The sequence below is a fragment of the Streptomyces albicerus genome (genome assembly GCF_008905045.1).
GTDB lineage: Bacteria > Actinomycetota > Actinomycetes > Streptomycetales > Streptomycetaceae > Streptomyces > Streptomyces albicerus.
In genome coordinates, this window is the sequence record NZ_VWMY01000050.1 from 1 (window position 1) to 25,967 (window position 25,967).

At 71.4% G+C, this 25,967-nt stretch carries 24 protein-coding genes; 16 read left to right on the forward strand and 8 right to left on the reverse strand.

Going from position 1 to position 25,967, the window contains the following annotated elements:
- The coding region (gene sucB / locus GAS53_RS36995; protein WP_151482150.1) for a 2-oxoglutarate dehydrogenase, E2 component, dihydrolipoamide succinyltransferase at positions 1 to 1,110 on the forward strand (1,110 nt) is incomplete at its 5' end.
- A 212-nt stretch (positions 1,111 to 1,322) separates the two neighbouring features.
- Here sucB and GAS53_RS37000 read toward each other — a convergent pair.
- The gene (locus GAS53_RS37000) at positions 1,323 to 2,000 is read right to left on the reverse strand and encodes a hypothetical protein (RefSeq protein WP_225859333.1); all 678 of its coding nucleotides are present in this window, start codon (positions 1,998 to 2,000) and stop codon (positions 1,323 to 1,325) included.
- A gap of 280 nt (positions 2,001 to 2,280) precedes the next feature.
- On the opposite strand from GAS53_RS37000, the gene GAS53_RS37005 reads away from it, so the two are divergent.
- The 3 genes from GAS53_RS37005 to GAS53_RS37015 all read left to right on the forward strand — a co-directional run bounded on the left by GAS53_RS37005 (position 2,281) and on the right by GAS53_RS37015 (position 7,208).
- Positions 2,281 to 2,919, forward strand: coding sequence for a GntR family transcriptional regulator (locus tag GAS53_RS37005; protein ID WP_151482151.1), 639 nt, complete (start codon positions 2,281 to 2,283; stop codon positions 2,917 to 2,919).
- A gap of 316 nt (positions 2,920 to 3,235) precedes the next feature.
- Entirely contained in the window at positions 3,236 to 5,938 is a 2,703-nt protein-coding gene (gene aceE / locus GAS53_RS37010; protein ID WP_151482152.1) for a pyruvate dehydrogenase (acetyl-transferring), homodimeric type, read from the forward strand.
- Between the two features lie 268 nt (positions 5,939 to 6,206).
- Complete coding sequence (locus tag GAS53_RS37015) at positions 6,207 to 7,208, forward strand: helix-turn-helix transcriptional regulator (RefSeq protein ID WP_151482153.1); 1,002 nt, start codon at positions 6,207 to 6,209, stop codon at positions 7,206 to 7,208.
- 3 nt (positions 7,209 to 7,211) lie between these two features.
- Here the strand turns inward: GAS53_RS37015 and GAS53_RS37020 are convergent, their stop codons facing one another.
- Positions 7,212 to 8,171, reverse strand: coding sequence for an SDR family oxidoreductase (locus GAS53_RS37020; RefSeq protein ID WP_151482154.1), 960 nt, complete (start codon positions 8,169 to 8,171; stop codon positions 7,212 to 7,214).
- 166 nt (positions 8,172 to 8,337) lie between these two features.
- Here GAS53_RS37020 and GAS53_RS37025 point away from each other — a divergent pair, with 166 nt between their 5' ends.
- Positions 8,338 to 8,859, forward strand: coding sequence for a DUF4240 domain-containing protein (locus tag GAS53_RS37025; protein WP_192583452.1), 522 nt, complete (start codon positions 8,338 to 8,340; stop codon positions 8,857 to 8,859).
- A 7-nt stretch (positions 8,860 to 8,866) separates the two neighbouring features.
- On the opposite strand, the gene GAS53_RS58100 is transcribed toward GAS53_RS37025, so the two are convergent.
- Together GAS53_RS58100 and GAS53_RS37035 are read right to left on the reverse strand one after the other, a co-directional pair.
- Positions 8,867 to 9,190, reverse strand: a complete 324-nt coding sequence (locus tag GAS53_RS58100; protein ID WP_151482156.1) for a hypothetical protein — start codon at positions 9,188 to 9,190, stop codon at positions 8,867 to 8,869.
- Positions 9,191 to 9,290: 100 nt separating this feature from the next.
- The gene (locus tag GAS53_RS37035) at positions 9,291 to 10,025 is read right to left on the reverse strand and encodes a peptidoglycan recognition protein family protein (protein ID WP_225859338.1); all 735 of its coding nucleotides are present in this window, start codon (positions 10,023 to 10,025) and stop codon (positions 9,291 to 9,293) included.
- Positions 10,026 to 10,385: 360 nt separating this feature from the next.
- On the opposite strand from GAS53_RS37035, the gene GAS53_RS37040 reads away from it, so the two are divergent.
- A complete protein-coding gene (locus tag GAS53_RS37040) occupies positions 10,386 to 11,570 on the forward strand; it encodes a MarP family serine protease (RefSeq protein ID WP_151482158.1) in 1,185 nt (394 codons plus the stop codon).
- A 37-nt stretch (positions 11,571 to 11,607) separates the two neighbouring features.
- Here GAS53_RS37040 and GAS53_RS37045 read toward each other — a convergent pair whose 3' ends face one another.
- Positions 11,608 to 12,096 (reverse strand): GNAT family N-acetyltransferase, encoded by a 489-nt coding sequence (locus GAS53_RS37045; RefSeq protein WP_151482159.1) that lies wholly within the window; start codon positions 12,094 to 12,096, stop codon positions 11,608 to 11,610.
- 174 nt (positions 12,097 to 12,270) lie between these two features.
- On the opposite strand from GAS53_RS37045, the gene GAS53_RS37050 reads away from it, so the two are divergent.
- Positions 12,271 to 13,170, forward strand: coding sequence for a TIGR01777 family oxidoreductase (locus GAS53_RS37050; RefSeq protein ID WP_151482160.1), 900 nt, complete (start codon positions 12,271 to 12,273; stop codon positions 13,168 to 13,170).
- A gap of 203 nt (positions 13,171 to 13,373) precedes the next feature.
- Positions 13,374 to 14,744: an NAD(P)/FAD-dependent oxidoreductase gene (locus tag GAS53_RS37055; protein ID WP_151482161.1), complete on the forward strand. Its 1,371-nt coding sequence runs from the start codon at positions 13,374 to 13,376 to the stop codon at positions 14,742 to 14,744.
- Between the two features lie 271 nt (positions 14,745 to 15,015).
- Here GAS53_RS37055 and GAS53_RS37060 read toward each other — a convergent pair whose 3' ends face one another.
- Positions 15,016 to 16,455: a tetratricopeptide repeat protein gene (locus tag GAS53_RS37060; RefSeq protein ID WP_151482162.1), complete on the reverse strand. Its 1,440-nt coding sequence runs from the start codon at positions 16,453 to 16,455 to the stop codon at positions 15,016 to 15,018.
- Positions 16,456 to 16,715: 260 nt separating this feature from the next.
- On the opposite strand from GAS53_RS37060, the gene lipB reads away from it, so the two are divergent.
- From lipB to GAS53_RS37080, 4 genes are all read left to right on the forward strand, one after another.
- A complete protein-coding gene (lipB, locus tag GAS53_RS37065) occupies positions 16,716 to 17,513 on the forward strand; it encodes a lipoyl(octanoyl) transferase LipB (RefSeq protein WP_151482163.1) in 798 nt (265 codons plus the stop codon).
- Positions 17,514 to 17,814: 301 nt separating this feature from the next.
- Positions 17,815 to 18,780, forward strand: coding sequence for a lipoyl synthase (lipA, locus tag GAS53_RS37070; RefSeq protein WP_151482164.1), 966 nt, complete (start codon positions 17,815 to 17,817; stop codon positions 18,778 to 18,780).
- Positions 18,781 to 19,060: 280 nt separating this feature from the next.
- On the forward strand, positions 19,061 to 19,261 hold the full coding sequence (locus GAS53_RS37075; protein ID WP_151482165.1) for an SCO2195 family GlnR-regulated protein: 201 nt from the start codon (positions 19,061 to 19,063) through the stop codon (positions 19,259 to 19,261).
- A gap of 125 nt (positions 19,262 to 19,386) precedes the next feature.
- Entirely contained in the window at positions 19,387 to 20,088 is a 702-nt protein-coding gene (locus GAS53_RS37080; RefSeq protein ID WP_151482166.1) for a DUF4191 domain-containing protein, read from the forward strand.
- A gap of 202 nt (positions 20,089 to 20,290) precedes the next feature.
- Here GAS53_RS37080 and GAS53_RS37085 read toward each other — a convergent pair whose 3' ends face one another.
- Positions 20,291 to 20,758 carry an RDD family protein gene (locus GAS53_RS37085; RefSeq protein ID WP_151482167.1) on the reverse strand — a complete coding sequence of 156 codons (468 nt, stop codon included), beginning with the start codon at positions 20,756 to 20,758 and terminating at the stop codon, positions 20,291 to 20,293.
- 199 nt (positions 20,759 to 20,957) lie between these two features.
- Here GAS53_RS37085 and glnA point away from each other — a divergent pair, with 199 nt between their 5' ends.
- The 3 genes from glnA to pspAB all read left to right on the forward strand — a co-directional run bounded on the left by glnA (position 20,958) and on the right by pspAB (position 24,079).
- On the forward strand, positions 20,958 to 22,367 hold the full coding sequence (gene glnA, locus GAS53_RS37090; RefSeq protein ID WP_151482168.1) for a type I glutamate--ammonia ligase: 1,410 nt from the start codon (positions 20,958 to 20,960) through the stop codon (positions 22,365 to 22,367).
- 201 nt (positions 22,368 to 22,568) lie between these two features.
- Positions 22,569 to 23,489: a zinc metalloprotease HtpX gene (gene htpX, locus GAS53_RS37095; RefSeq protein ID WP_151482169.1), complete on the forward strand. Its 921-nt coding sequence runs from the start codon at positions 22,569 to 22,571 to the stop codon at positions 23,487 to 23,489.
- Between the two features lie 2 nt (positions 23,490 to 23,491).
- The gene (gene pspAB / locus GAS53_RS37100; RefSeq protein ID WP_151482170.1) at positions 23,492 to 24,079 is read left to right on the forward strand and encodes a PspA-associated protein PspAB; all 588 of its coding nucleotides are present in this window, start codon (positions 23,492 to 23,494) and stop codon (positions 24,077 to 24,079) included.
- Positions 24,080 to 24,101: 22 nt separating this feature from the next.
- Here the strand turns inward: pspAB and GAS53_RS37105 are convergent, their stop codons facing one another.
- Positions 24,102 to 24,392: a hypothetical protein gene (locus GAS53_RS37105; RefSeq protein ID WP_151482171.1), complete on the reverse strand. Its 291-nt coding sequence runs from the start codon at positions 24,390 to 24,392 to the stop codon at positions 24,102 to 24,104.
- 351 nt (positions 24,393 to 24,743) lie between these two features.
- Between GAS53_RS37105 and GAS53_RS37110 the strand changes: the two genes are divergently transcribed.
- A complete protein-coding gene (locus GAS53_RS37110) occupies positions 24,744 to 25,928 on the forward strand; it encodes a winged helix DNA-binding domain-containing protein (RefSeq protein ID WP_225859334.1) in 1,185 nt (394 codons plus the stop codon).
- Positions 25,929 to 25,967 lie beyond the last annotated feature (39 nt).

Sequence of the window (25,967 nt, forward strand, 5' to 3'; positions counted from 1 at the left end):
CCGGCCGCCGCTCCGGCTCCGGCCGCCGCTCCGGCTCCGGCCGCCGCTCCGGCTCCGGCCCCCGCTGCTCCGGTCGCCCCGACCGCGGCCGCTCCGGCCCCGGCCCGCCCCGCGGCTCCGGCTCCCGCGCCGGTCACCCCGGCTCCGGTCACGCCGGCCGCCGCGAAGCCCACCGACGAGGGTGCGTACGTGACCCCGCTGGTGCGCAAGCTCGCCGCCGAGAACGGCGTCGACCTGGCCTCCGTCAAGGGCACCGGCGTCGGCGGCCGTATCCGCAAGCAGGACGTCATCGCCGCCGCCGAGGCCGCGAAGGCCGCCGCGGCAGCTCCGGCTCCGGCCGCCGCTGCCCCTGCTGCCGCCAAGAAGGCCCCGGTCCTGGAGGCCTCTCCGCTCCGCGGCCAGACCGTCAAGATGCCTCGCATCCGCAAGGTCATCGGCGACAACATGGTGAAGGCCCTGCACGAGCAGGCCCAGCTGTCCTCGGTCGTCGAGGTCGACGTCACCCGGCTGATGAAGCTCCGCGCCAAGGCGAAGGATGCCTTCGCGGCCCGTGAGGGCGTCAAGCTCTCCCCGATGCCGTTCTTCGTGAAGGCTGCGGCCCAGGCGCTGAAGGCCCACCCGGCCGTCAACGCCCGGATCAACGTGGAAGAGGGCACGATCACCTACTTCGACACCGAGAGCATCGGTATCGCGGTGGACTCCGAGAAGGGCCTGATGACCCCGGTCATCAAGCACGCGGGCGACCTGAACATCGCCGGCATCGCCAAGGCCACCGCCGACCTGGCGGGCAAGGTGCGGGCCAACAAGATCACTCCGGACGAGCTGTCCGGCGCGACCTTCACCATCAGCAACACCGGCTCGCGCGGCGCGCTCTTCGACACGATCATCGTGCCGCCGAACCAGGTGGCGATCCTGGGCATCGGCGCCACGGTCAAGCGTCCGGCCGTCATCGAGACGGACGAGGGCACCATGATCGGCGTCCGCGACATGACGTACCTGACGCTCTCCTACGACCACCGCCTGGTGGACGGCGCCGACGCCGCCCGCTACCTGACGGCGGTCAAGGCGATCCTGGAGGCGGGCGAGTTCGAGGTCGAGCTCGGCCTCTGACCCGCACAAGGTCTCGTACGCACCACCTGCGGCGCCCCCGCCCGGAACTTCTCCGGACGGGGGCGCCGCGTCTTTCCCGCTTCCTGTCTTGGCCACTCCTGAACGGGCCCGGTGAAGTCCCACGCGGTTCAACAGCGCCCCGTAGGGGCGCGGGGAACTGCGCGACCAGCCACAACGGACCCGCAGACGAAGCACCGCACCGAGCGGAGCGCTCAGCGCGGCTTGAGCGTCCTGTCCGTCCACAGCACCAGCGACTCCACCCACACGTTCGGAATCTCCGTCTGGTACGCGGGGGTCAGCCGCCGCGCCTTGTACGCCTTGAGCACGTCGTACGTCGCGTCCAGGCAGTCCCGCGAGCCGATCTCGCCCGTCCGCGGGTCGATGCCCACCAGGAAGCCCCGCCGCTCCACCTCGTCGACCATCACGCGGGCCGCCGCCACGTCACCGGTCTTCCCGCCGGTGCAGCGGTAGCGGCTGTACGGATGCTCCGACGTCCCGGGGTAGTGGGCGTCCCGGGACATGTCGCTGAGCATGCGGGCGTACGTCCCTTCCGCGTGCCAGGCGCCGATGTCGCCGCCCGGCGGGGTGTAGATCTTCCCGCTCGGGTTCTCCACCGCTCCGTACACCCAGCGGTCCGTGCCGGTGACGCGGAAGCCCCAGCCGACATGGCCGAACCTCTCGGCGCCGTCCGGCTTGACGAAGACGCAGGCTCCGCCGGGGCCCGGCGGCGACGTGCCGCCGGGCGCCGGCTCCGTCGAGGTCACCGGGGCCGACGGCTCGCCCACCGCCCCGGCCTCCGTCGGTTCGCACCCCGTGATGCCGACGACCGTCACGGCGGCGGCCGCCGCGACCGCGGCCCGCACGCCTCCGGTCCATCCCCTGCCGGCCATGGTTCCCCCTGGTGGTTCGGAGGGGCACCCTCTTGCGGGAGCCCCTGCCACCGGGGTCACACCGTGGGCGCGCTCCCGCGTTCCCGGCGTGACAGGCCTGTGACGGCGACGGGCCGCTTCCGCTACGAGGCTTGACAGGAAGCGGCACTCTGCCAGCGTGTAAGTCTCGTCTCACCTGCGCGAAAGCGCCCCCGTCCGACTCTCCTCGCGCCGGGCACGGCCTTATTGTCTAGACGTCAACGCCTTAAGGGGCCCGCGTGCCCCCGCCTAAGGAGCCTTCATGACCGCGCCCGTCGTCCACTCGCTCCGCGAACAGATCCGCGAGCACATCGTGGAGGGGATCGTGAGCGGCCGCTGGAAGCCGGGCGAGCGGATCGTGGAGCGCCGGATCGCCACGGAGCTCGAGGTCAGCCAGACGCCCGTCCGGGAGGCGCTGCGCGAGCTGGAGTCCCTGCGCCTGATCGAGTCGGCCCCCAACAAGGGCGTACGCGTACGGAACCTGACCGCGGCGGACCTGGAGGAGAGCTACCCCGTCCGGGCCGGCCTGGAGGCCATCGCCGCCGAACTGGCCGCCGAGCGGCTCGCCGCCGACTGCTCGGCCCTGGAGCCGCACGTCGCCGCCCTGTACGAGGCCGACCGCAAGGCCGACGGCACCGGCCAGGTCCGCCACACGGTGGCCTTCCACCGCGAACTGGTGCGCGCCGCGGGCAACTCCGTACTGCTGCACACCTGGGAGGGCCTGGGCATCGAGGTCTTCACGGCCCTGTCGATCCGCTGGCTGGGGACGGTCCAGCAGTCGTACGCGGAGGAGCACGAGGCGCTGGTGGAGGCCTTCCGGCGCCGGGATCCGCTGATCGCGGACCTGGTGAAGGCGCATGTGCTGGGCTGCGCACCGAGGACGGGCAGCGAACCCTCCTGACCGGAACAGTGCTCTGACCCGGAACAGTGCCCTGGCCCGGAACAGTGGAGCGCCTGCCCGCTCAGAAGTACCCCACCAACACCTCCCACCTGCGAAAATCAGGCACCCCGTGCCTGACGCCGAGGCACCCCGTGCCTACTTTCTCGTGATCAAGAGGTTTTGCCCGGGAATCCTTTGATCGATCATCGATCAGAGAGTTACAGTCGACGACGGGCTTTCACCAAAGCCTGCCGCCCTGTCCTGCCAAAGACCAAGGGCACCCCCGAGAACCCCTTACCGATGAGGGAACCCCCCTCCGCATCCGGAAGGCGGCGCAATGACCGACCCCACCGCAATCCAGCCGAGCGAGCTCGACCAGCTCCCGGACCGCGACCCGGAGGAGACCGCCGAATGGCAGGCCTCCCTGGACGCCGTCACCAAGGCGGCCGGGCCGCACCGTGCCGCATATCTGATGCGCCGCACTCTGGAACGCGCCGAGGGCAACGGCCTCGCGCTGCCCAAGCTGCTTGAGACGGACTACGTCAACACCATCCCGACCGCCGCCGAGCCCGCAGTGGACGGCGACGAGGAGATGGAGCGCAGGATCACCGCGTGGAACCGCTGGAACGCGGCCGCGATGGTGACCCGGGGCGCGAAACACGGCGTGGGCGGCCACATCGCCACCTTCGCCTCCGCGGCCTGGCTCTACGAGACGGGCTTCAACCACTTCTTCAAGGGCAAGGAGGCCGACGGGTCCGGCGACCAGCTCTACATCCAGGGCCACGCCTCCCCCGGCATCTACGCCCGCGCCTTCCTCGACGGCCGGCTGAACGAGACCCACCTGGACAACTTCCGCCAGGAGGCGGGCGGCAACGGCCTGCCGTCGTACCCGCACCCGCGACGCCTCCCGTGGCTCTGGGAGTTCCCGACGGTCTCGATGGGCCTCGGCCCGCTCTCCGCCATCTACCAGGCGCGCTTCAACCGCTATCTCACCAACCGCGGCATCAAGGACGTCTCGGCGTCCCACGTATGGGCGTTCCTCGGTGACGGCGAGATGGACGAGCCGGAGTCGACGGCGGCACTCGCACTCGCCTCCCGCGAGGGTCTCGACAACCTGACCTTCGTCATCAACTGCAACCTGCAGCGCCTCGACGGCCCGGTCCGCGCGAACTTCAAGATCGTGCAGGAGCTGGAGGCCCAGTTCCGCGGCGCCGGCTGGAACGTCATCAAGTCCCTGTGGGGCAACGCCTGGGACGAACTGTTCCAGCTCGACACCACGGGCGCGCTCGTACGCCGCCTCCGTGAGGTGCCGGACGCGCAGGTGCAGACGTACCAGACCCGTGACGCCGCCTACATCCGCCAGGACTTCTTCGGCGCGGACCCGGCGCTCGTCGAGATGGCGAAGCTGCTGAGCGACGACAAGATCCTCGAGTGCTTCCACCTCTCCCGCGGCGGTCACGAGGCGCGCAAGGTGTACGCGGCCTACAAGGCGGCGGTGGAGCACAAGGGCGCCCCGACGGTGATCCTGGCCCAGACGGTCAAGGGCTTCACGCTCGGCCAGGGCTTCGCGTCGAAGAACGCCAACCACCAGATGAAGAAGCTGTCGACGGACGAGTTCAAGCAGATGCGTGACCTGCTCGAACTGCCCATCTCCGACAGCCAGTTCGTGGACGGCGTGGTCCCCTACGGCCACCCGGGCGCCGACGCCCCCGAGGTCCGCTACCTCCAGGAGCGCCGCGCGGCCCTCGGCGGCCCGGCCCCCGCTCGCCGTACGCACGCGCTGGCACCGCTCCCCGCCCCGGCCGACAAGGCGTTCGCGGCGTTCGACAAGGGCTCCGGCTCGCAGAACCTGGCGACGACCATGGCCTTCGTACGCCTCATCAAGGACCTGGTCCGCGACAAGCAGTCCGGCAGGCGCTGGGTGCCGATCGTCCCCGACGAGGCGCGCACCTTCGGCATGGAATCGCTCTTCCCCTCCCTCGGCATCTACTCTCCCAAGGGCCAGACGTACGAGCCGGTCGACCGTGACCAGCTGATGTACTACAAGGAGGCCAAGGACGGCCAGATCCTCAACGAGGGGATCACCGAGGCCGGTTCGATGGCGGACTTCATCGCCGCGTCCACCGCGTACAGCACGCACGGCGAAGTGATGATCCCCTTCTACATCTTCTACTCGATGTTCGGCTGGCAGCGCACGGCCGACCAGATGTGGCAGCTCGGCGACCAGCTCGGCCGCGGCTTCCTGGTCGGCGCGACGGCCGGCCGTACGACGCTGACGGGCGAGGGCCTGCAGCACGCGGACGGCCACTCCCCCGTCATCGCGGCGACCAACCCGGCCGCCCTGACGTACGACCCGGCGTTCGCGTACGAGGTCGCGACGATCGTGAAGGACGGGCTGCGCCGGATGTACGGCGAGGCGGCGCCCGGCGAGGACTCGAACGTCTTCTACTACCTCACCGTCTACAACGAGCCGCTGCCGCAGCCCGCGAAGCCGTCGGGCCTCGGCATCGACGAGGGCATCGTCAAGGGCCTCTACCGCTTCAACACGGCCGAGTCCGCGGGGCTTTCGCCCGCCGCCAACGCCGCGCGCATTCAGCTCCTCGGCTCCGGTACGGCGATCCACTGGGTCCTGGAGGCGCAGAAGCTGCTCGCGGAGGAGTGGGGAGTGGCCGCGGACGTGTGGTCCGCCACGTCCTGGACGGAGCTGCGGCGGGACGCGCTGGAGGCCGACGCGGCGCTCCTGCGCGGGGAGGACCGTGCGCCGTACGTGCGGCAGGCGCTGCACGGGGCCGAGGGGCCCGTCCTCGCGGTCACCGACTACATGCGGCAGGTGCCCGACCAGATCGCGCAGTGGGTCGAGCAGGACTACTCGTCGCTGGGCGCGGACGGTTTCGGGCTCTCCGACACCCGGGAGGCGGCTCGCCGCCACTTCGGTGTCGACGCCCAGTCCGTCGTCGTCGCCGCCCTGGCCCAGCTTGCCCGACGCGGCGAGGTGAAGGCCTCGGCGGTCAAGGAGGCCCGCGAGCGGTACGGGCTGTAAGCCCGGGTGAACGATGGGACGCGCCGGCTTGTGGCCGGCGCGTCCCTTTGTTGTCGGGGTGGGCGAGCGGGGTTCGTCGGCTGCGGGTGCGCCCCTAAGGGGCGCGGGGAACTGCGCGGCAAGCCCCCACCCACCCGCAGTGAACGACGCAACCTCAGGCCCCCCTCTCAGGGGCGCGGGGAACGGCGCGACAAGCCCCCACGAACCCGCAGCCGACCACGAACCCGACCCGGCCCAACCGCCGGAGGCAACCGGCATCATGAGGGGCATGCGTGCTGCCCGCCTCATCAAGATGGTGCTGCTTCTCCAGTCGCGGTCCTCCATGACCGCCGCCGAGCTGGCACAGGAGCTGGAGGTGTCCGAGCGGACGATCACCCGGGATGCGCAGGCACTGTCGGAGGCGGGGGTCCCGGTGTACGCGGACCGGGGCCGCGCCGGCGGGTACCGGCTGATCGGCGGGTACCGGACCCGGCTGACCGGGCTCGCCCGGAGTGAGGCCGAGGCGCTGTTCCTGTCCGGGGTCCCCGGCGCACTGCGCGAGATGGGGCTCGAGGACGCCGCCTCCGCCGCCCGGCTCAAGGTGTCGGCCGCCCTCCTCCCCTCCCTCCGCGACGCCCAGCACACCGCCGCCCAACGCTTCCACCTGGACGCCCCCGCCTGGTTCACCGACCCGAAGACCCCCGAACTGCTGCCCGCCGTCGCGGAGGCGGTGTGGGACGACCGCCGGATCACCGCCCGCTATCGGCGCCAAGAGGCCGATGTGGAGCGGGAGTTGGAGCCGTACGGGCTCGTGCTCAAGGCGGGCGTCTGGTACGTGTGCGCCCGCGTCCCGGACCCCGGCTCGTTCCGGGTCTACCGGATCGACCGGTTCACGGCGGTCGAGGACGGCGGCGAACGCTTCAGCCGCGACGAGGGGTTCGACCTGCCCGGCTTCTGGGCGGACCGCGCGGCGCAGTTCGCGCGCTCGATCCTGCGGGCGACGATCGTGGTACGGCTCACCGGGACGGGCGCACGGCAGCTGAAGTACGCCGTCGATCCGCCCTCCGCGCAGGAGGCCCTGGCCGAGGCGGGCCCGCCCGACGGCGAGGGCCGGGTGACGGTCACGCTGTCCGTCGAGTCGTACGACGTGGCGTACACCCAGCTCCTCGCCCTCGGACCCGAGGTGGAGGTCCTGGAGCCGTCCGGGCTCCGCGAGCGCTTCGCGGAGGCGGCCGCCCGGACGGCCGCGTACTACATGCCCAGGGCCGCGCAGGACGCCGGGCAGGACTGAGGGCTACCGATAGCCCGTGACGTCCGCGGGCTTGCCCGCCTGCTCCACCTCGGTGATGTACCGCCACGCGTCCGGCGCCGAGCCGTCGACGTCCGTGAAGCCGTACTCCTGGGCGAGGCCGCCGCTGGACAGCGACCGCCCGTTCCAGCGCGCGACCTCGGGGTCGGCGGCGAGGGCGACCAGGGCCCGCGCGACGTACGTGGGTGACTCGGAGATCGCGAAGTGCGGGGCCTGCGCGCAGGCGTCCCGCCAGTTCTCCTCGGTGACGTGGAAGGCGGTGTCGAGCATCGCCTCCGAGCGCAGCCAGCCCGGCGTGAGGCAGACCGCCGTGCAGCCGTACTCCTTCAGCTCCTCGCCGAGGTCGCGCGCCATGCGGATCGGAGTCGTCTTGGCGAGGTCGTAGAAGAACGGCCTGCGGTAGTCGCGGTTGGACTCCTCGGTCCCGTCGGTGACCTCGACGAGCAGCCCGCCCCGGTTGCGGACGAGGAGCGGCAGCGCGCAGTGGCTGGTGACGATGTGCGACTCGATGCCGAGGCGCATGACCCGCAGTCCCTTGGCGAGGTCCATCTCCCACATGTTCGGCTGCTCGCTCGACCCCATGTCGAGGTGGACGTCGCCGCCCCAGAGGTCGTTGACGAGGATGTCGAGGCGGCCCTGTTCGCGGTCGATACGGTCGACGAGGGCGCGTACCTGTTCCGGCTCCAGGTGGTCCGTCGGCACGGCGATCCCCCGGCCGGAGGCACCGGCGGCCGCGTCGACGAGTTCGGCCGTCTCCTCGATGGTCTCGGTGGTCCGGCCGACCTCGCTGACGTGCTCACGAGTGGTCCGTCCCGTCGCGTACACCGTGGCCCCGGCGCGCCCCAGTTCCACTGCCATGGCCCGCCCCGCGCCGCGCGTGGCGCCCGCGACCAGGGCGATCTTTCCCTTGAGGGGCTGTGCGGTCTCCTGTGCTGTTGTCTCCATGGGCCGAGCATCTCGCCGAAAGCCGACATCTGCTGTCGGGCTTTCCTCCGGTTGCCGTCGGTCGTTCCTCCGGTTGCGAGCGGTCATTCCTTCGGCATGTGCGCGCATAACGATCTGTCCGTCCCCGGGTGCGCGGGCCGGTCACAGGCCCGATGCTTGTCCCGTGATGGACGAGACGGAGTTCTGGGAGCTGGTGGACGCGACCCGCGAGGCCGCCGAGGGCGACCCCGAGGAGCAGGCCGACCTGCTGGTCGAGCGGCTCCTGCGCCTCGACGACCCCGAGATGATCCTCGACTTCGCCCGTCACTTCGAGGCCCGCTACAACCGCGCGTACACCTGGGACCTGTGGGGCGCCGCCTGGATCCTGCTCGACGGGGCCAGCGACGACGCCTTCGACTTCTTCCGCTGCTGGCTGATCGGCCAGGGCCGGGAGGTGTACGAGGGTGCCGTGCACGATCCCGACAAGCTGGCCGATCTCCTCGCGGACTTCGACGACGAGGTCGACGGGGACGGCGAGGAGCTGGGCTACGCGGCGGACGAGGCGTACGAGCAGCTCACCGCCACGGTCGCTCCGGACCTGGGCATTCCGGCCGCGCCGCCCGAGCCGCTGGGCGCCCCGCTCGACCTGGAGAACCAGGCCCTGCTGGCGGAGCGTTTCCCGCGGCTGTGGGATCGGTTCGCCGACTGACGCGGTCTCACCAGACGGGCCTGCGCGGGACCACGAAACCCGTCCCGGGCGCGTCCTTGGCCATGGGCGAGCCGTCCCTCGGCGCACTGTGCGGGGGCGCCGCGTTGGCCCGGTCGAGCGCGGACGCGGTGGCGGCGGACGGGCCCACCACGACGGCGGCCACCACACAGGCCACGGTCCACGGGCTGCGCACGGCCCGCGCCCACAGGGGCGTACGCCGGGGCTGCCGCTTCTTCCGACCGCTCTCGTTCTTCTGACCGCTCCCGTTCTTCCGACCGCTCCCGTGACTGCTCGTGTCCCTGCGGCTGTTCACGTTCTCGTGACTGTTCACGATCCCCACCTCCAGTCAGTGCGTGCTTCGACGCTAGGAGGCACGGCTCTGGGAGATCGGTGAGTCTGCTGTGGCGTAGCTGTGAGCCGCCGCGTGGGCACTACCGCCTGCCCTGGAGGTGGGCCGCGTGCTGTCTGATCTCGGGCAGGCGGGCCATCAGGGCCGCGCCCGGGCACGCGGTCCAGTAGCCGTCGGTGTGGCCCGAGACGGCCGTGAAGGTTCCGCGGGTGCCTGCCCGGTACTTGCTCAGGCTGTTGGTGGAGACGAGTCGTACGGGGGCGCGCGGGTCGATGTCCGCGAGACCGAGTTTCCAGGCGGCGACGGCCGCTATGGCGTCGGTCATGGCCTTCGGGACGGGCACGCCCGCGGTGAAGGTGCCTATCGCCGCGATGCCCGTCGTCCCCACGTTGAAGCCCTGCGTGTGCGCGCCGACGACGGGGCGGTCGGTGCCGCCCGCCCGGCCCTCGTAGATCGTGCCGCAGCGGTCGACGAGGAAGTTGTAGCCGATGTCGTCCCAGTTCCGGCCCCCGGCCTGCCCCACGTACAGGTACCGGATGATCCGGGGCACGTCGGCGCAGTCGTACCCGTTCGGCGAGTCGGTGTGGTGCACGAACACGGCGGACACGCGGTCGGCGTACCGGGTGGGCGGCCGCGTGTAGGCGGCGTCGCCCAGCCAGCGCTCCCTCGGCACGATGGCGGGCCGCGCGGCCTGATGCTCCGTGCCGGCCCGCGCCGCGACCGGACGCCGGGCACCGCCGGGCGTCCGGTCGACGACCACGGCACACAGGACCAGCGCGACGACGGCCGCGAGCCCGGGGACACAGGCGAGGGCGATGCGCACAGGCCGGGGTATGCGCGCCGCGAGCGGCGGACGCGCGCCGCCCGGCGGGCGTGCTGCGCCCGTACGGCCCGACCGGACCCGCCGGACCCGCCGCCCCCACCCCGCGCACACCGCTCGCAGCGCGCCCCGGGCGCGTCGCGCGGGCGGGGTTCGGTGGGCGCACATGAGATCCACTCTCCGGGACACCTGGGCCGTCCGCGATGTGTGGTCTGCCACCCGGTGGAACCAACCTCCCGGTCCGGGACGTTTCTACAGGTCCACGCGCGCGTGCCGGTTGGCCGGTTTCCACGCGCGCGTACCTGATCACTGGGCCCGCCCGGCACGTACTAGGAGGCCCAAGAGAAAGGGAGCTCCGTGGACCTGCTCGACATCCTGCTGTTGCTGGTGATCCTCGGCTATGCGGCGTCCGGCTACCGGCGCGGACTCGTCGCCGGCTGTGTTTCGCTGGCCGGCTTCGTGGGCGGTGCCGTGATCGGCGTATGGGTGCTGCCCTGGACGATGGACCTGGTGACGGCGGGGAGCACGACGGCGACGGTCACGGCGGTGCTCACGGTGCTGCTGCCCGCCGCGGTGGGCCACGAGCTGGCGGGCCGCCTGGCCCTGAAGCTGCGGCGCGAGCTGGACCAGGGCCCGCTGCGCGTGGCCGACGGAGTGGGCGGGGCCGCGGCCAACTCGGTCGCCGTGCTGCTCGTGGCGTGGGTCGCCGCGAGCGTCCTCGGCGCGTCCGCCTCGCCGGTCGTCACCTCGTCGATCCGTAACTCCGCGCTGCTCGGCGCGGTACAGGACGCGATGCCGGAGACCACTCCGGCCTGGTTCTCCCGGGCCACCTCGGCCCTGACGGAGGCGGGCTTCCCGCAGGTCTTCAACCCCTTCGAGAACGAGCCGGCGGCCAGCGTCGCCAAGCCCTCCGGGGACAGCGTCACCTCGGCCGCCACGCTGGCCGCGCAGCGCTCCACCGTGAAGGTCGAGGGCGCCGTCGGCACCCAGGGCCGCGAGGGCAGCGGTTTCGTGTACGCGGCCGAGCATGTGATGACCAACGCCCACGTGGTGGCGGGCATCGACGACCCGACCGTACGCGTGGGCGGCACGGGCCGGGCGTACGAGGCGAAGGTCGTCCTCTTCGACCCGCAGAAGGACGTGGCCGTGCTCGACGTGCCGGGCCTCAAGGCCCCCGTGCTGCCGTTCGACGCGAGCGCCACCCGCGGCGACGCGGCCGTGGTCGCGGGCTACCCGCAGGACGGCGGCCTCGACCTCCAGGCGGCCACCGTCGCGAACAAGATCAACGCCAGGGGCCAGAACATCTACGGCTCCGACACGGTCACCCGCGAGATCTACTCGATCCGCTCCACGGTCCGCCCCGGCAACTCCGGCGGCCCTCTGCTGACCACCGGCGGCAAGGTGTACGGCGTCGTCTTCGCCCGCTCCACGAGCGACGACGAGACGGGTTACGTGCTGACCGCCGACGAGGTCGCGGGCGAGGCCCGGCGCGCGGCGCAGGCCACGTCTCCGGTGGACACGGGCGACCTCGTCACGTCCTGAGGATCACGTCCCGGGGAAGACCGCGGACCGGCTCGGCTCAGAGGCTGAGCCCCATGAGTACGTCGTCCACGTACTCCCCGTCCAGATAGAACTCCCCCGGCTGGATGCCCTCGACCACGAAGCCCTCCGACTCGTACAGCTTGCGGGCCGGGGTGTTGTGGCCGAGGACGCGCAGGGTGATCCGGAGCGCGCCCTGGCGGCGGGCCTCCGCGACGACCGCGCGGATCAGCGCCCGGCCCACGCCGTTGCCCCGTGCCTCGTCGGCGACGGCGAGGCCCTGGATCTGCCGTACGTGCGCGTTGGAGGCGAGCGGGGTGGGGAAACCGAGCCGTACATAGCCGACGAGGCGTCCGGCCAGCTCCGCGACCAAGTGGTCGTGGGGTCCGAAGCGCTCGTTGAAGAACGGCTCGTACGGCGGCTGCTCCTGTGGTCTGACCGCATGCAGATAGGACCAGGTCGCGCGGTCGAGACGGCCCAGAGCGTCTTCGTCGTCGGGCCGGGCGGTGCGTATGTGCAGCTCGGGCATGGAGGTCACTGTACGGCGGGAGTGCGAGGCGTTGTCCGGGATTTCGGCCACCTCTGACGGGCCGCTCCGGAGGGCCTGAGAGCCTTCGTCACATCCCCGGCCGGATCAGCGCACGCACCAGGCGGCGGGCGCCCGGCCGGGGATGTGACACAGGCTCTGAAGGAGGATGGGGCCATGGAATCTTCCCGAATCGCCGTGGCCGGCGCGTCCGGTCTCATCGGCGGGGCGCTGACGCGCTCGCTGATCGCTGACGGGCACGAGGTGGTGCGGCTGGTACGCCGTACGCCCCGGGCGAAGGACGAGGTCGAGTGGGACCCCGAGCGGCAGTACGTCGACGCGGCGGGGCTCGTCGGCTGCGACGCCGTGGCGAACTTCGCGGGGGCGGGGATCGGCGACCACCGCTGGACGGACGCGTACAAGCGGAGGATCCGTGACAGCCGGGTGCTCGGCACGGCCGCGCTCGCGGAGGCCGTCGCCTCGCTCGACCGGCCGCCACGAGTCTTCCTGAACGGCAGCGCGATGGGTATCTACGGAGACACCAGCGAGCGGGCCGTGGACGAGAGCACGCCTCCCGCGGGCGGGTTCCTGCCCTCGATGTGCGTGGAGTGGGAGGAGGCGGCGGCGCCCGCGGAGGAGGCCGGCATCCGGACCGTCTTCGCGCGCACCGGGCTCGTGGTGGCCGCGAAGGGCGGCGCCTGGGGGCGACTCTTCCCGCTGTTCAAGGCGGGGCTCGGCGGGCGTCTCGGCGACGGGCGCCAGTACTGGAGCTACATCGCGCTGCACGACGAGGTGGCCGCGCTGCGGCATCTGCTCGACACGGAGACTCTGTCGGGCCCCTTCAACCTGACGGCCCCGGAGCCGCTCACCAACCGGGAGATCACGGCCGCGATGGGGCGCGTGCTGCACCGGCCCACCCTCTTCGCGGTGCCCGCGCCCGTGCTGAGGCTCGTGCTCGGCGAGATGGCCGCGGATGTGCTGGGGAGCCAACGGGTGCTTCCCACGCGGCTGTTGGAGTCGGGCTTCACGTTCGCGTTCCCGGGCATCGAGGAGGCGATCCGGTCGGCGCGGGCGTAGAGGCTCCGGACAGGGGCAGTTGGCTCGGGCATAGTCGCGAGTCGGCGGTCGCGGCCACATGCGACCGGCGTGCGCCCGTGCCCTGTTCATGCGCGACTTCCCCCGGCCGTCCGCGGCTCTACCCTCATCCCGAACTCGGGTATTCCGGAAGCCTGTTGGGGGCATGACGTCCCCAGCAACCGCGCGACCTCGGGGAGGGGCACGTGCTTGAGCCCGCTTGTCAGGCGGACGTCGTCATCGTGGGGGCCGGGGTCGCGGGACTCTCGGCCGCCCATCGGCTGAACAGCGCAGGTGTAACGACCGTGGTCCTGGAGGCCGCCCCTTACGTGGGTGGCCGTATGACGACCGAGAAGGTCGACGGCTTCCGTCTCGACCGCATCGGCCGGCTCCTCTCCACGTCGTATCCGGAGCTGCGGCTGACACCGGGCCTCGACGCCCTCGTCCTGCGCCCGTTCGCGCCGGGCGTTCTGGTCCACGCCGACGGCCGCGTCCACCGTGCGGGCGAGCCAGCGAGCGCCGGGGGCGCACGGGGCGCACTGGATGCGGCACGCGCCTTGGTGAGCCCTCCTCGCCGGTCCCGGCAGATACCGGCGGCCACCGCCCCGCCCCTCTCGCGGGCGTTCCCGCCCCTCGGCGGTGCCCTCGACCAGGCCCGGCTCGCCGCGGCCCTGGGGCGTATCTCGACGGTCCCCGTGGAGCGGCTGCTGGCCCGTCCGGAGCGGCCCGCCGGGCGGGCGCTCGCGGCGCGCGGCATGCCCGCCCGTACGGTGGAGGGCTTTCTGCGCCCGCTCCTCGCCGCGCTGCTCTGCGACCCGGATCTGACGACGTCCAGCCGGTGCGCGGACCTCGCGCTGCGCGCCTTCGCCTCCGGCCGCCTGTGCGTCCCGGAGGGCGGCGCCGACACACTGCCGGAGCTGCTCGCGGGAGCCCTGCCGCCCGGGACGGTCCGTACCGGAGTGCGCGTCACGTCCGTGTCGACGACCTCCGTGACGACGGCGGACCACGGTGAACTCCGTTGCCGGGCCGTCCTGGTGGCGACCGGCGCCAGCGCCGCCGCCGAGCTGCTGCCCGGTCTGCGGGTACCGCCGTTCCACCCCGTGACGGTGGTGCACCACACGGCCGACGAGGCGCCTCTGACGGAGGCGGCGCTGGTCCTGGACGCGGACCGCCGCGGCCCGGTGGCCCACACCGCCGTCATGAGCCAGGTCGACCCGTCCCGCGCGCCCGCGGGCCGCGCCCTGATCTCGTCCACGCTCCTCGGCGCACCGCCCGCGGACCCGGACCGGGCCGTACGCGCCCACCTGGCCGCCCTCTACGGCACCGCCACCCACCGCTGGGAGCTGCTCGCGGTCCACCACACCCCGGACGCCGTCCCCGCGATGCCGCCCCCGCACGACCTCCGCCGCCCGGTCCGCCTCCTGGCCGGCCTGTACGTCTGCGGCGACCACCGCGACACCAGCACGGTCCAGGGCGCCCTGCACTCGGGCCACCGGGCGGCGACGGCCCTCCTGACGGATCTGGGCATCAACTCACCGTCCGCACCGGCCCGGTTAACGGCCTCGACCGCCGCCTGAGCGCTTCGCTGGATGTCCGGTGGGTCGTCTGCGGGTGCGTCGTGGCTGGTCGCGCCCGCGCGGCGGAGCCGCAAATGTCGCAGCCCCGCGCCCCTTCAGGGCGCTGCCAGACCGCACCGGACTGCACCGAGACCGCTTAGGCGCGCGAGAGCAGGGGTGGAGGTCCCGTCGCGGGGCGGGGCCTCCACCCCGCGCCCCTTAGGGGCGCGGGGAACTGCGCGACCAGCCACAGCCGCCCCGCAGCGGAATACAGCCGTTCCCACAGTGGCCCTCAGCCAAGTGCCGCGACCTTGTCGCGATACCCCCGCACCGGCGCCGCGTCCCGATACGGCTCCAGCCGCCGCTCGAAGTCGCGTACATACTCCAGCGCCCGCACGGACCGCATCTCCGCGGCCTGCGTCGCCGCCTCCGCGCCCAACTGGCAGGCCTGGTCGAGCTCGCCGAGACCGAGCCGGGCGGAGGCCAGGACGACCCGGCAGAAGAGCCGGCTGCGGGCGTAGCCGGGCGCGCGGAGCTGGAGGGAGCGCTCCGCGTGCTGGGCGGCCGCGCGGTACTGCTGGAGATCGCGGTGGCAGTGCCCGAACTCGTCCGCGAGCTGCGCCTCGTCGAAGAACCGCGCCCAGTACGGGACTTCGTCGCCGGGCCGCGCGGTCTCCAGCGCCCGCTCGGCCCGCACCAGCGAGGCCGTGGCCGCCCGGACCTCGCCCAGCACGGCATGGCCGCGCGCCTCGACCGCGTACAGCAGCGCCTGGACGACGGGCGGCGCCGACGAGCCCACGCCCTGCTGGGCGACCCGGGCCAACTGCACCGCCTCCCGGCCGTGCCCCAGATAGACGGCTTGTCGACTCATCGTCACGAGCACGTACGAGCCGTACGCCCGGTCCCCCGCCGCCTGCGAGAGGCGCAGCGCCTGTACGAAGTACCGCTGTGCCAGTCCGTGCGCGGCGATGTCGTACGAGGTCCAGCCCGCCAGCCGGGTCAGATCGGAGGCCGCGGCGAACAGCCGGCGCCCGGTCTGCTCGCCGTACGTGCCGCGCAGCATCGGCTCCAGCTCGTGCTCCAGGTAGCGCACGAGGGCCTGCCTGGCGTGCCCGCCGCCGTACGCGTTGTCGAGCGCGCGGAAGAGCTCGCCGACCGAGCGCAGGGCCGCGATGTCGCCCGCGGTCACCCGCTGGCCCGGCCCGCGCTCGGTCTGCGTGCGCTGCCGGGGCACGGCCGGGCGGCCCTGCGCGGGGATCCGTGCGGCCCCGGGGTCACCGCGGCCCACCCGGTCGTCGGCCCGGCCGATCAGCCAGTCACGGCTGGGCACGACGAGCCCCGCCGGAGTGAACGCGATCTTGCGCAGCTCCGCGTGGCTTCCGGAGTCCTTGCGCCACAGCCCGCCGACGATGTCGACGGCCTCCTCGGGCGTGGCGGCGAACTCGAGCCCGGCGTACACCGGGGCGCACGCGTCGAGGCCGAGGTCCTGTGCGGTGAGCCGGCGGCCGAGGCGGCGGGTGAAGACCTCGGCGATCAGGGCCGGTGTGGTGCCCCGTGGCTGCTGACCGCGCAGCCAGCGGGTCACCGATGTCTTGTCGTATCTGAGATCGAGCCCGTGTTCGAGGCCGAGCTGGTCCACTCGACGGGCGAGCCCCGCGTTGGAGAACCCCGCTTCTGCGATAAGTGCGGCGAGCTGACGGTTGGGGGTGCGCTGCGCGGGTCGTTCCGTCATCTGCGGTGCGAACTCCTGCCTTCCGGGCTGGGGGCCTGCACGGACAGGCCCGGGCGAGGTCGGCCGCCGTGCCTTGAGCAGCCCTTGAAAGCCTCGTGAACGGCGCGAATGTAGCGGTCTGTAAGCGCGCGATCGCACACTTCGACCCGCATTCATCCGATCGTGTGAGGATTGGCCCCAGGGCTGACGGGCATCGGCCGGACGTACAGTGGCGTGGGGCGCGTACGCGCCTTACGAGTCGTGCCAGGGAGGCGCTTGCCGTGAGTGAGTTGCGGTTCGTCCGGATGGGTTTCGGTGCGGACGCCGTCGAGTACCAGGAGGCCTGGGACGAGCAGCGCCGTGTGCACGCGGCCCGCTTCCAGGACGAGATCCCCGACACCTGTCTGCTCCTCGAGCACCCGCCGGTCTACACGGCGGGGCGACGCACGGCGGACAGTGAGCGGCCCCTCGACGGCACGCCCGTCGTCGACGTGGACCGTGGCGGCAAGATCACCTGGCACGGTCCCGGGCAGCTTGTCGGCTACCCGATCCAGAAGCTCCCGCGTCCCGTCGACGTCGTCGCCCATCTCCGCCGCCTCGAGGACGCGATGATCCGTGTCTGCGCGGAGTTCGGTGTCGAGACGAGCCGGGTGGAGGGGCGGGCCGGTGTCTGGGTCCTCGGTGACCCGGTGGCGGAGCGTCCCGCCCTCGGGGGGCTCTCCCTCGACTTCGACCCTCGCCTCGCCGACGAGGAGTTCGACCCTCGCCTCAACGGGCCCGAGTACGCGCCCTCCAACGCCGGGCAGCGCCGTGAGGATCGCAAGATCTGTGCCGTGGGTATCCGTGTCGCCAAGGGCGTCACCATGCACGGCTTCGCCCTCAACGTGAATCCGGACACGTCCAACTTCGACAAGATCATCCCTTGCGGGATCCGTGACGCGGGTGTCACGTCGCTGGCCCACGAGTTGGGGCGCGACCTCACCATCGCGGAGGTACTGCCCATGGCCGAGCGGCACCTGAGGGACGTCTTGGAGAACGCGGAACTGAAGCCGCGCGAGGTGGAACGGGCCGCGGTGTAGAGCCTTTTTCCGCCCCCGCCGCCCTTACCCGTCCAAACGCCGGACGGGCTGGAAGGTGGGGGCGCAGCCCCACCTTCCAGGGGCGCGGGGAACTGCGCGACCAGCCACACCCAACCCGCACCCGACAGCCAGGCAACGGGGTCTGGGGCGGAGCCCCAGGGATGGGACGGGTAAGGGCGGCGGGGCGGAAACAGGGCCCGGGAATGCACCCCCGTTCCCGAAGGTTGCCCACCACGGGGGCCGAGAACCGCACGGGCGTACCCTGGTGTACGCCGAAGAATCGAAGCTACAGGGAGCCGATGTGTCCGCAGTCGCACCCGACGGACGCAAGATGCTGCGCCTGGAGGTCAGGAACGCCCAGACCCCCATCGAGCGCAAGCCCGAGTGGATCAAGACCCGGGCGAAAATGGGCCCCGAGTACACGAAGATGCAGAACCTCGTGAAGAGCGAGGGCCTGCACACGGTCTGCCAGGAGGCGGGCTGTCCCAACATCTACGAGTGCTGGGAAGACCGAGAGGCCACCTTCCTCATCGGCGGCGACCAGTGCACGAGGCGCTGCGACTTCTGCCAGATCGACACGGGCAAGCCGGAGGCCCTGGACCGCGACGAGCCGCGCCGCGTGGGCGAGTCCGTCGTCACGATGGACCTGAACTACGCGACGATCACCGGCGTCGCCCGCGACGACCTCGAGGACGGCGGCGCCTGGCTGTACGCCGAGACCGTGCGCCAGATCCACGAGCAGACCGCGGGCCGCGAGGCCGGCCGCACCAAGGTCGAACTCCTCGCCCCGGACTTCAACGCCGAGCCGGCCCAGCTCGCCGAGGTCTTCTCCTCCCGCCCGGAGGTCTTCGCGCACAACGTCGAGACGGTCCCCCGCATCTTCAAGCGCATCCGCCCGGGCTTCCGCTACGAGCGCTCGCTGAAGGTCATCACGGAGGCCCGCGACTACGGTCTGGTCACGAAGTCGAACCTGATCCTCGGCATGGGCGAGACCCGTGAAGAGGTCAGCGAGGCGCTGCGGCAGCTGCACGAGGCGGGCTGCGAGCTGGTGACCATCACGCAGTACCTGCGCCCGTCCGTACGTCACCACCCCGTCGAGCGCTGGGTGAAGCCGCACGAGTTCGTGGAGCTGAAGGACGAGGCCGAGCAGATCGGCTTCTCCGGTGTGATGTCGGGCCCGCTGGTCCGCTCCTCGTACCGGGCGGGCCGCCTGTACCAGATGGCCATCGAGAAGCGTGGCGCGTACGTCGCTTCGCAGGCCGTCTGAACCAGGGCGCGCCACCCTGCGAGATGGCACGCAGTGCCACATGAACGTGTGAATCTGCGCACAAGAAGCTACCCGCCGGTAGTGGCCAATACGACGCGGTTCTGACCGTCCCCGCAGATGGGGGCCACGTCAGGGCCGCGTCAGTGTTTCCGGCCTGCGTATCAAGGTTTCATTGGCGTTTGACCGGTCGGTCACGCCCTGGTAACACCATTCAGTGACAGTGCTCTTACGCCAGGTACATCCCTAGCCAGAGCCGCCATCCCGAGGGGGGACCTCCACAATGCAGGCCACGCCCGTACGCGCCACAGCGATTCCGTCCTTCACCGATGCACTCCGTGCCGTCGAGTCCCTGCTCATGAGCAACGGCCAGCGCACCGCCCGCCGCAACGCCTGGACCTCCGTCCTGGAGGACCGCCGCCGCGCCAAGGACCGGGTCGAGGCCCAGCGCGTCCTGGAGCAGTCCTTCACCGCTCGCCCCTGAGTCCCCGACTCCTCCGCATCTCCCCGCGCCTCCCCGCGTCAAGGCCGGCCGTTGAAAGCCGGCCGGCGACGGCCGACCCCGTACCGCCGTCGTCCCCGCTTCCCGCGCCACGTAGACTTCTCGGCATGGCGAGGAAGGAATCCGCAGCGGACGCTGCGAACCCCGGGCGGCTCAAGCAGATCGCCCTGACTTACAAGATGACCCGCAAGGCCGACTCAAAAATCGGTCTTGTACTCGCGGCTGTCGGAATCGTCACCCTCGGTGTCTTCCTCGCGATCGGCTTCTGGATCGGTCACCCGGTCTATCTCGGCATTCTCGGCCTTCTGCTCGCCTTCCTTGCGACGGCGATCGTCTTCGGGCGCCGGGCCGAGCGGGCGGCCTTCGGGCAGATGGAGGGCCAGCCGGGCGCGGCAGCAGCAGTGCTCGACAACATGAAGCGCGGCTGGACGACGACGCCGGCGGTGGCGATGAACCGCAATCAGGACGTGGTGCACCGGGCCGTCGGCAAGCCGGGCATCGTACTGATCGCCGAGGGCAACCCGAACCGGGTGAAGAGCCTGCTGGCCGCCGAGAAGAAGAGGATGGCCCGCATCGTCGCCGACGTGCCGGTGCACGACATCCTCGTCGGCACGGGCGAGGGCCAGGTCGAGCTCAAGAAGCTCCGCACGACGATGCTGAAGCTGCCGCGTGTCCTGAGCGGCCCTCAGGTCACCGCGACGAATGACCGGCTGCGCGCCCTGGGCGACTTGATGAGCAACATGCCCCTCCCGAAGGGGCCGATGCCCAAGGGGATGCGGATGCCTCGCGGCGGCCCGAAGATGCGGTGACGCTGCCGCTGGGCTGGGCTTGGCCGGAATTCGAAGGGCGCCGGAACCTGTGGGTTCCGGCGCCCTTCGGCGTATGTCGGGGGTGGTTCTGCGGATTGGCGACTGCCGGTCCGTTGTGGTTGCTCGCGCAGTTCCCCGCGCCCCTTCGGGGCGCCCCTGAGTGGGTCTCCCCCCCGAAGGGGCGTCCCAACTCAGCGCGTCCTCAGATCCGTACCTCTACCGTGCGGGCCAAGCGGTCGTGGAGGCCTCGGCCGTCGCGGTCCCAGATCAGGGCCGGGAGGGCTACGCACAGGAGGGCCGTGCGCAGGAGGGCACGGAGGGGGTTGACCGTGCCGGTGTCGAGGGCCAGGACCCGGAGGCCGAACAGGCGCTTGCCCGGGGTGGAGCCGACCGTGCCGACGGTCAGGATGCTCACGGCGAAGAAGATGAGCAGTGCCCAGTTTCCGGTCGCCTGGCCGTAGCCGTCGGTGATCAGGCCGTATGCGATCAAGAGGCACAGGCCCCAGTCGACGGCGAGGGCGCCGAGGCGCCTTCCCGGGCGGGCGATCGACCCGGGGCCGGACTCAGGCAGCCCCAGTTGTTCGCCGCGGTATCCGAAGTCGGCACCGGCTTCCTCCGCGGCCGCGCGGGGTCCGGAGAGCCACGATCCGAATGCTTGCCTGTTGTCCACCCGTCCACGGTACTGCGCGCGTTTTGGTATGCGGACAGGTGGGGTGTACCGGGCCCGGTCCGGTTAACTTGGATGAAACAAATGGGTCACGCTCGAGAAATCACCCGTCCCTAGGGTCGGGGTCAGCGTGTGCCACCGCACTGGCCGCACGAACGAACTACCACCCCGGTCGGACATGGTCGGGAGTAGGAGGAGCTGGATGTTCCAGAACGCCGACGAGGCCAAGAAGTTCATCGCGGACGAGGACGTCAAGTTCGTCGACGTCCGCTTCTGCGACCTGCCTGGCGTGATGCAGCACTTCACGGTGCCGGCAGAGGCCTTCGACCCGACCGAGGAACTGGCCTTCGACGGCTCCTCGATCCGCGGCTTCCAGGCCATCCACGAGTCCGACATGGCGCTCCGCGCCGACCTGTCCACCGCGCGCGTCGACCCGTTCCGCCGCGACAAGACGGTCAACATCAACTTCTTCATCCACGACCCGATCACGGGCGAGCAGTACTCCCGCGACCCGCGCAACGTGGCGAAGAAGGCGGAGGCGTACCTCGCGTCGACCGGTATCGCCGACACCGCGTACTTCGGCCCCGAAGCCGAGTTCTACGTCTTCGACAGCGTGCGCTTCGAGACCAAGTCGAACGAGTCCTTCTACCACATCGACTCCGAGGCGGGCGCCTGGAACACCGGCGCCATCGAGGACAACCGCGGCTACAAGGTCCGCTACAAGGGCGGTTACTTCCCGACCCCGCCGGTCGACCACTTCGCCGACCTGCGCGCCGAGATCTCCCTGGAGCTGAACAAGTCCGGCCTCCAGGTCGAGCGCCAGCACCACGAGGTGGGCACCGCCGGCCAGGCCGAGATCAACTACAAGTTCAACACGCTGCTCGCCGCGGCCGACGACCTCCAGCTCTTCAAGTACATCGTGAAGAACGTCGCCTGGCGCAACGGCAAGACCGCGACCTTCATGCCGAAGCCGATCTTCGGTGACAACGGCTCGGGCATGCACGTCCACCAGTCGCTGTGGGCGAACGGCGACCCGCTGTTCTACGACGAGGCCGGTTACGCGGGCCTGTCGGACACCGCCCGCTTCTACATCGGCGGCATCCTCAAGCACGCGCCGTCGCTGCTGGCCTTCACCAACCCGACGGTGAACTCGTACCACCGTCTGGTCCCCGGCTTCGAGGCCCCGATCAACCTGGTCTACTCGCAGCGCAACCGCTCCGCGGCCATGCGTATCCCGATCACGGGCTCGAACCCGAAGGCCAAGCGCGTCGAGTTCCGCGCGCCGGACTCCTCCGGCAACCCGTACCTGACCTTCTCGGCCCTGATGCTGGCCGGCCTGGACGGCATCAGGAACAAGATCGAGCCGGCCGAGCCGATCGACAAGGACCTCTACGAGCTGGCTCCCGAGGAGCACGCGGGCGTCGCACAGGTCCCGACCTCCCTCCCGGCCGTCCTCGACTCCCTGGAGCGCGACCACGAGTTCCTGCTCGCGGGCGACGTCTTCACGGCCGACCTGATCGAGACGTGGATCGACTACAAGCGCACGAACGAAATCGCCCCGCTGCAGCTGCGTCCGCACCCGCACGAGTTCGAGCTGTACTACGACGTGTGATCGATGCACCGTCCGGTCGGCGTCCGATCGGCGTCTGATCGACGCGTAGGCCTCGCGGCTTCGGAGCCCCGCCACTGCCCCTCGGGCAAGGGCGGGGCTTTGTCGTTCTTTGCCTGGTGCAGGACTGGTGCAGATCCATTCGTAGAAATGCCCGGGTGCACACTGGAATCGGGACGAGTGCCCGATTTCGAGGTGATCGTGATGCAGAGCCGCTTTCAGGCAGACCGACGGCTGACCGTGCGGATGGGGGCCACGCTGTTCCTGCTCGGGCTGCTGTACGTGGCGTTCGTGGCCGCGTTGATCGTGCTGCTGAAGTCCTGGGTGCTGGTGGTGGTGATCGCGGCTGCGCTGCTCGGCGCGCAGTACTGGTTCTCGGACCGGATCGCGCTGTACGCGATGCGCGGGCGGGTCGTGGAGCGGGAGGAGTTTCCCCAGCTGCACGGGGTCGTCGACCGCCTGTGTGCCATGGCGGACATGCCCAAGCCCGCGGTCGCCGTATCCGATATGGACATGCCCAACGCCTTCGCCACCGGGCGGAATCCCGATCATGCCGTGCTGTGTGTGACCACAGGGCTGCTCAGGCGGCTGGAGCCGGACGAACTCGAAGGCGTGCTGGCGCACGAACTGTCGCATGTGGCGCACAAGGACGTCGCGGTGATCACCGTGGCCTCGTTCCTCGGTGTCATCGCCGGGCTCATCGTGCGGTTCGCCTTCTACTCGCAGCTGTTCGGCGGAGGACGGAGGGATCAGAACACGGCCATCGTGTTCATGGCCGTCATGACCGTCTCCGCAGCCGTCTACGCGATCAGCTTCCTGCTCATCAGGGCGCTGTCCCGGTACCGGGAGCTGGCCGCCGACCGGGCCGCGGCCCTGCTCACCGGGCGGCCGTCGGCGCTGGCGTCCGCGCTGACCAAGGTCACGGGTGACATCGCCCGGATTCCGACGAAGGACCTGCGGACGGCGCAGGCGTTCAACGCCTTCTACTTCACGCCCGCGCTCGGTGCCGAGCCGGGCGTCCAGCGGCTGTTCTCGACCCACCCGAGCTTGGAACAGCGGCTCGATCAACTCGCCCGTATCTCCGGCGAGTTGGGTGAGGCGCCAAGGCCCGGGAAGGCGGGCTGAGCATGGGGCTCCTCGACATCCTCCTGGGCCGCAGCAAGCCCGCGGCACCCGACCTCGACCAGCTCTTCGGGCTGCCGTCGGCCGCCGTGACCCTGGAAGCCGCGGCCGGGTTCACACCGACCGGGCACGGCTCGGTGTGCTTCGCGACCGTCGAGGGGGCCGCCTTCGACGACGTACGACAGGAAGTGCGGGCGCTGCTCGACGCCGACGCGGAGCGGACGGGGCCGCCGGTGGAGGTGCGCCGGGACGACTACGGGTACACCTGGCTGGTGTCGCGGCGCGAGCCGGACGATCTGCCCGCGCTCGTCAGCGATCTGCACGCGGTGAACAGCGCGTTGGAGGGCAGCGGGTTCGGGCCGCAGCTGCTGTGCTCGGTGGTCGGTTTCCAGGACGGCGACAAGCGGCGGCTCGGGCTCGTCTATCTCTACAAGCGCGGCACCTTCTACCCGTTCGCGCCGCAGCCCGGGGGCGGCGAGCGGCGCGACAACGCGCTGGAGCTGCAGATCAGGGCGGCACTCGCGAACGACCTGCGGGTGGAGCAGGACCTGGGCCGGTGGTTCCCCATCTGGGGAGCGCCGGGCCTGGGCTGAGCCCCGCCCGCCCCACCCGCGGTCAGCTGCGCTTCTGGCGGGTCATCCAGGGGCGCTCGCGGCGGTAGCGGCGCTCCCACCTGGCCTGCTGGTCACGGCGCTGACGGTACGCGCGGTAGCTCGAGTCGAACCGCGCCGACGAGCCCGCGGAACGCGGGGCTCCGCCGGTCGACGAGGAGCCCGAGGACCCCTGGCCGGTGCGGCCGTAGCGGAGGTGCAGATAGAGCAGGGCGGCCGCGGCGAGCCACCAGACGGGGTTGCTGAACCCCATGACGACCAGAACGAGGATCGCTAAAATGATCAAGGTACCCATGGCGGGTCTCCTTGTGCGTGTGTGGTGGGACCTTGAGATGTCCGACGCGGCGTTGGGGGCGGGCGCCCGTCCGTCGGTGCGTTGAGAGTAGCCCTCAGGATGGCGGCTGATGCCTGTCCGACGGAAACGAATAACGACCGCTCCGAATGCGAGTGTTCACGGAACGCCCGGAAGTCGAACAAAATCAGCACAGCAATAGGCAAAAGGGGTGCACGGGAACGAGGCCGTCCGTCCCCTCGGAGCCCTCCAGGACGGAGAATTCACGGGCGGGACCGAACCAGGACCAGGACCAGGACCAGGACCGGACCAGGGCCGGGCGAGGACGACGAGCGGGACAGGGGTGGTGGCGGCGTGAGTGGGCAGCGGCGGTACATCGGGGTGGCCGAGCGGCGGGCTCGGCTCGCGGTCGGGCAGCGGCTGGCCGGGGCCGCGCGGGCGGGCACGCCGGAGGAGGTCGGGACGTCGCTGGTCGCGTTGCACGGGACGGATCCCGCGAGCGTCTTCCTTGCCGTGGGCGCGCGGCTCGTGGACGCGACGAAGACCGTGCCGGAGATGGAGCGGGCCCTGTACGAGGACCGGACGCTGGTGCGGATGCACGGCATGCGGCACACCGTGTTCGTGTTTCCCACCGAGCTCGTGGCGGTCGTGCACGCGTCCACCGCCATCGCCGTCGCCGCGCGGGCGCGGGCCGCGCTGATCAAGGACATGGCCAAGGCCGGGGCGCCGGACGCGGAGTGGCTCGCGGAGGTGGAGGCGTCCGCGCTGGCCGCGCTGGCCCGGCGGGGCGAGGCGACCGCGGTGGAACTGGCGCAGGACGAGCCCCGGTTGAGGGAGCAGTTCGTGTACGCGGCGGGGAAGAGCTACGAGGGCGTGCATACCGTCTCGGCGCGGCTGTTGCGGGTGCTGGGGGCAGAGGGGCGGGTAGTGCGGGGGCGGCCGTTGGGGTCGTGGACGTCCACGCAGTTCCGGTGGGCGGTGGCTCCTCCGAGTGCCGAACTGCCGGTCGCCGAGGCTCAGGCGGAGCTGGTGCGGCGGTGGCTGGCCGCGTGCGGGCCGGCCACGGAGGCAGATCTGAAGTGGTGGACGGGCTGGAAGGTCAGCGATGTGCGTGCCGCCCTGAGCGCGGTCGGAGCGGTGGCCGTGTCGGTCGACGAGGGCGTGGGGTACGTGCTCGCCGACGCGGTGGAGCCCGTCGCGGCCGGCGAGCCGTGGGCCGCGCTGCTGCCCGGCCTTGATCCGACGGCCATGGGATGGCGGGAGCGGGACTGGTACTGCCCGGCCGAGCTGCGATCCGCGCTCTTCGACCGCAGCGGGAACATCGGGCCGACGGTGTGGTGGGACGGCCGGGTCGTCGGCGGATGGGCCCAGCGCCCCGACGGCGAGATCGCCTGGCGGTTGCTGGACGCCGAGGGCGTGGGCCGCGAGGCACGGGACGCGATCGAGGCGGAGGCCGCGCGGCTGCACGCCTGGGTGGGCCCGACCCGGGTCACCCCGCGCTTCCGGACGCCCCTGGAACGGGAGTTGGCGTCCGGCTGACGGCGAGACTCCGTCAACTCACCGTCGGGCTCAGGCTAC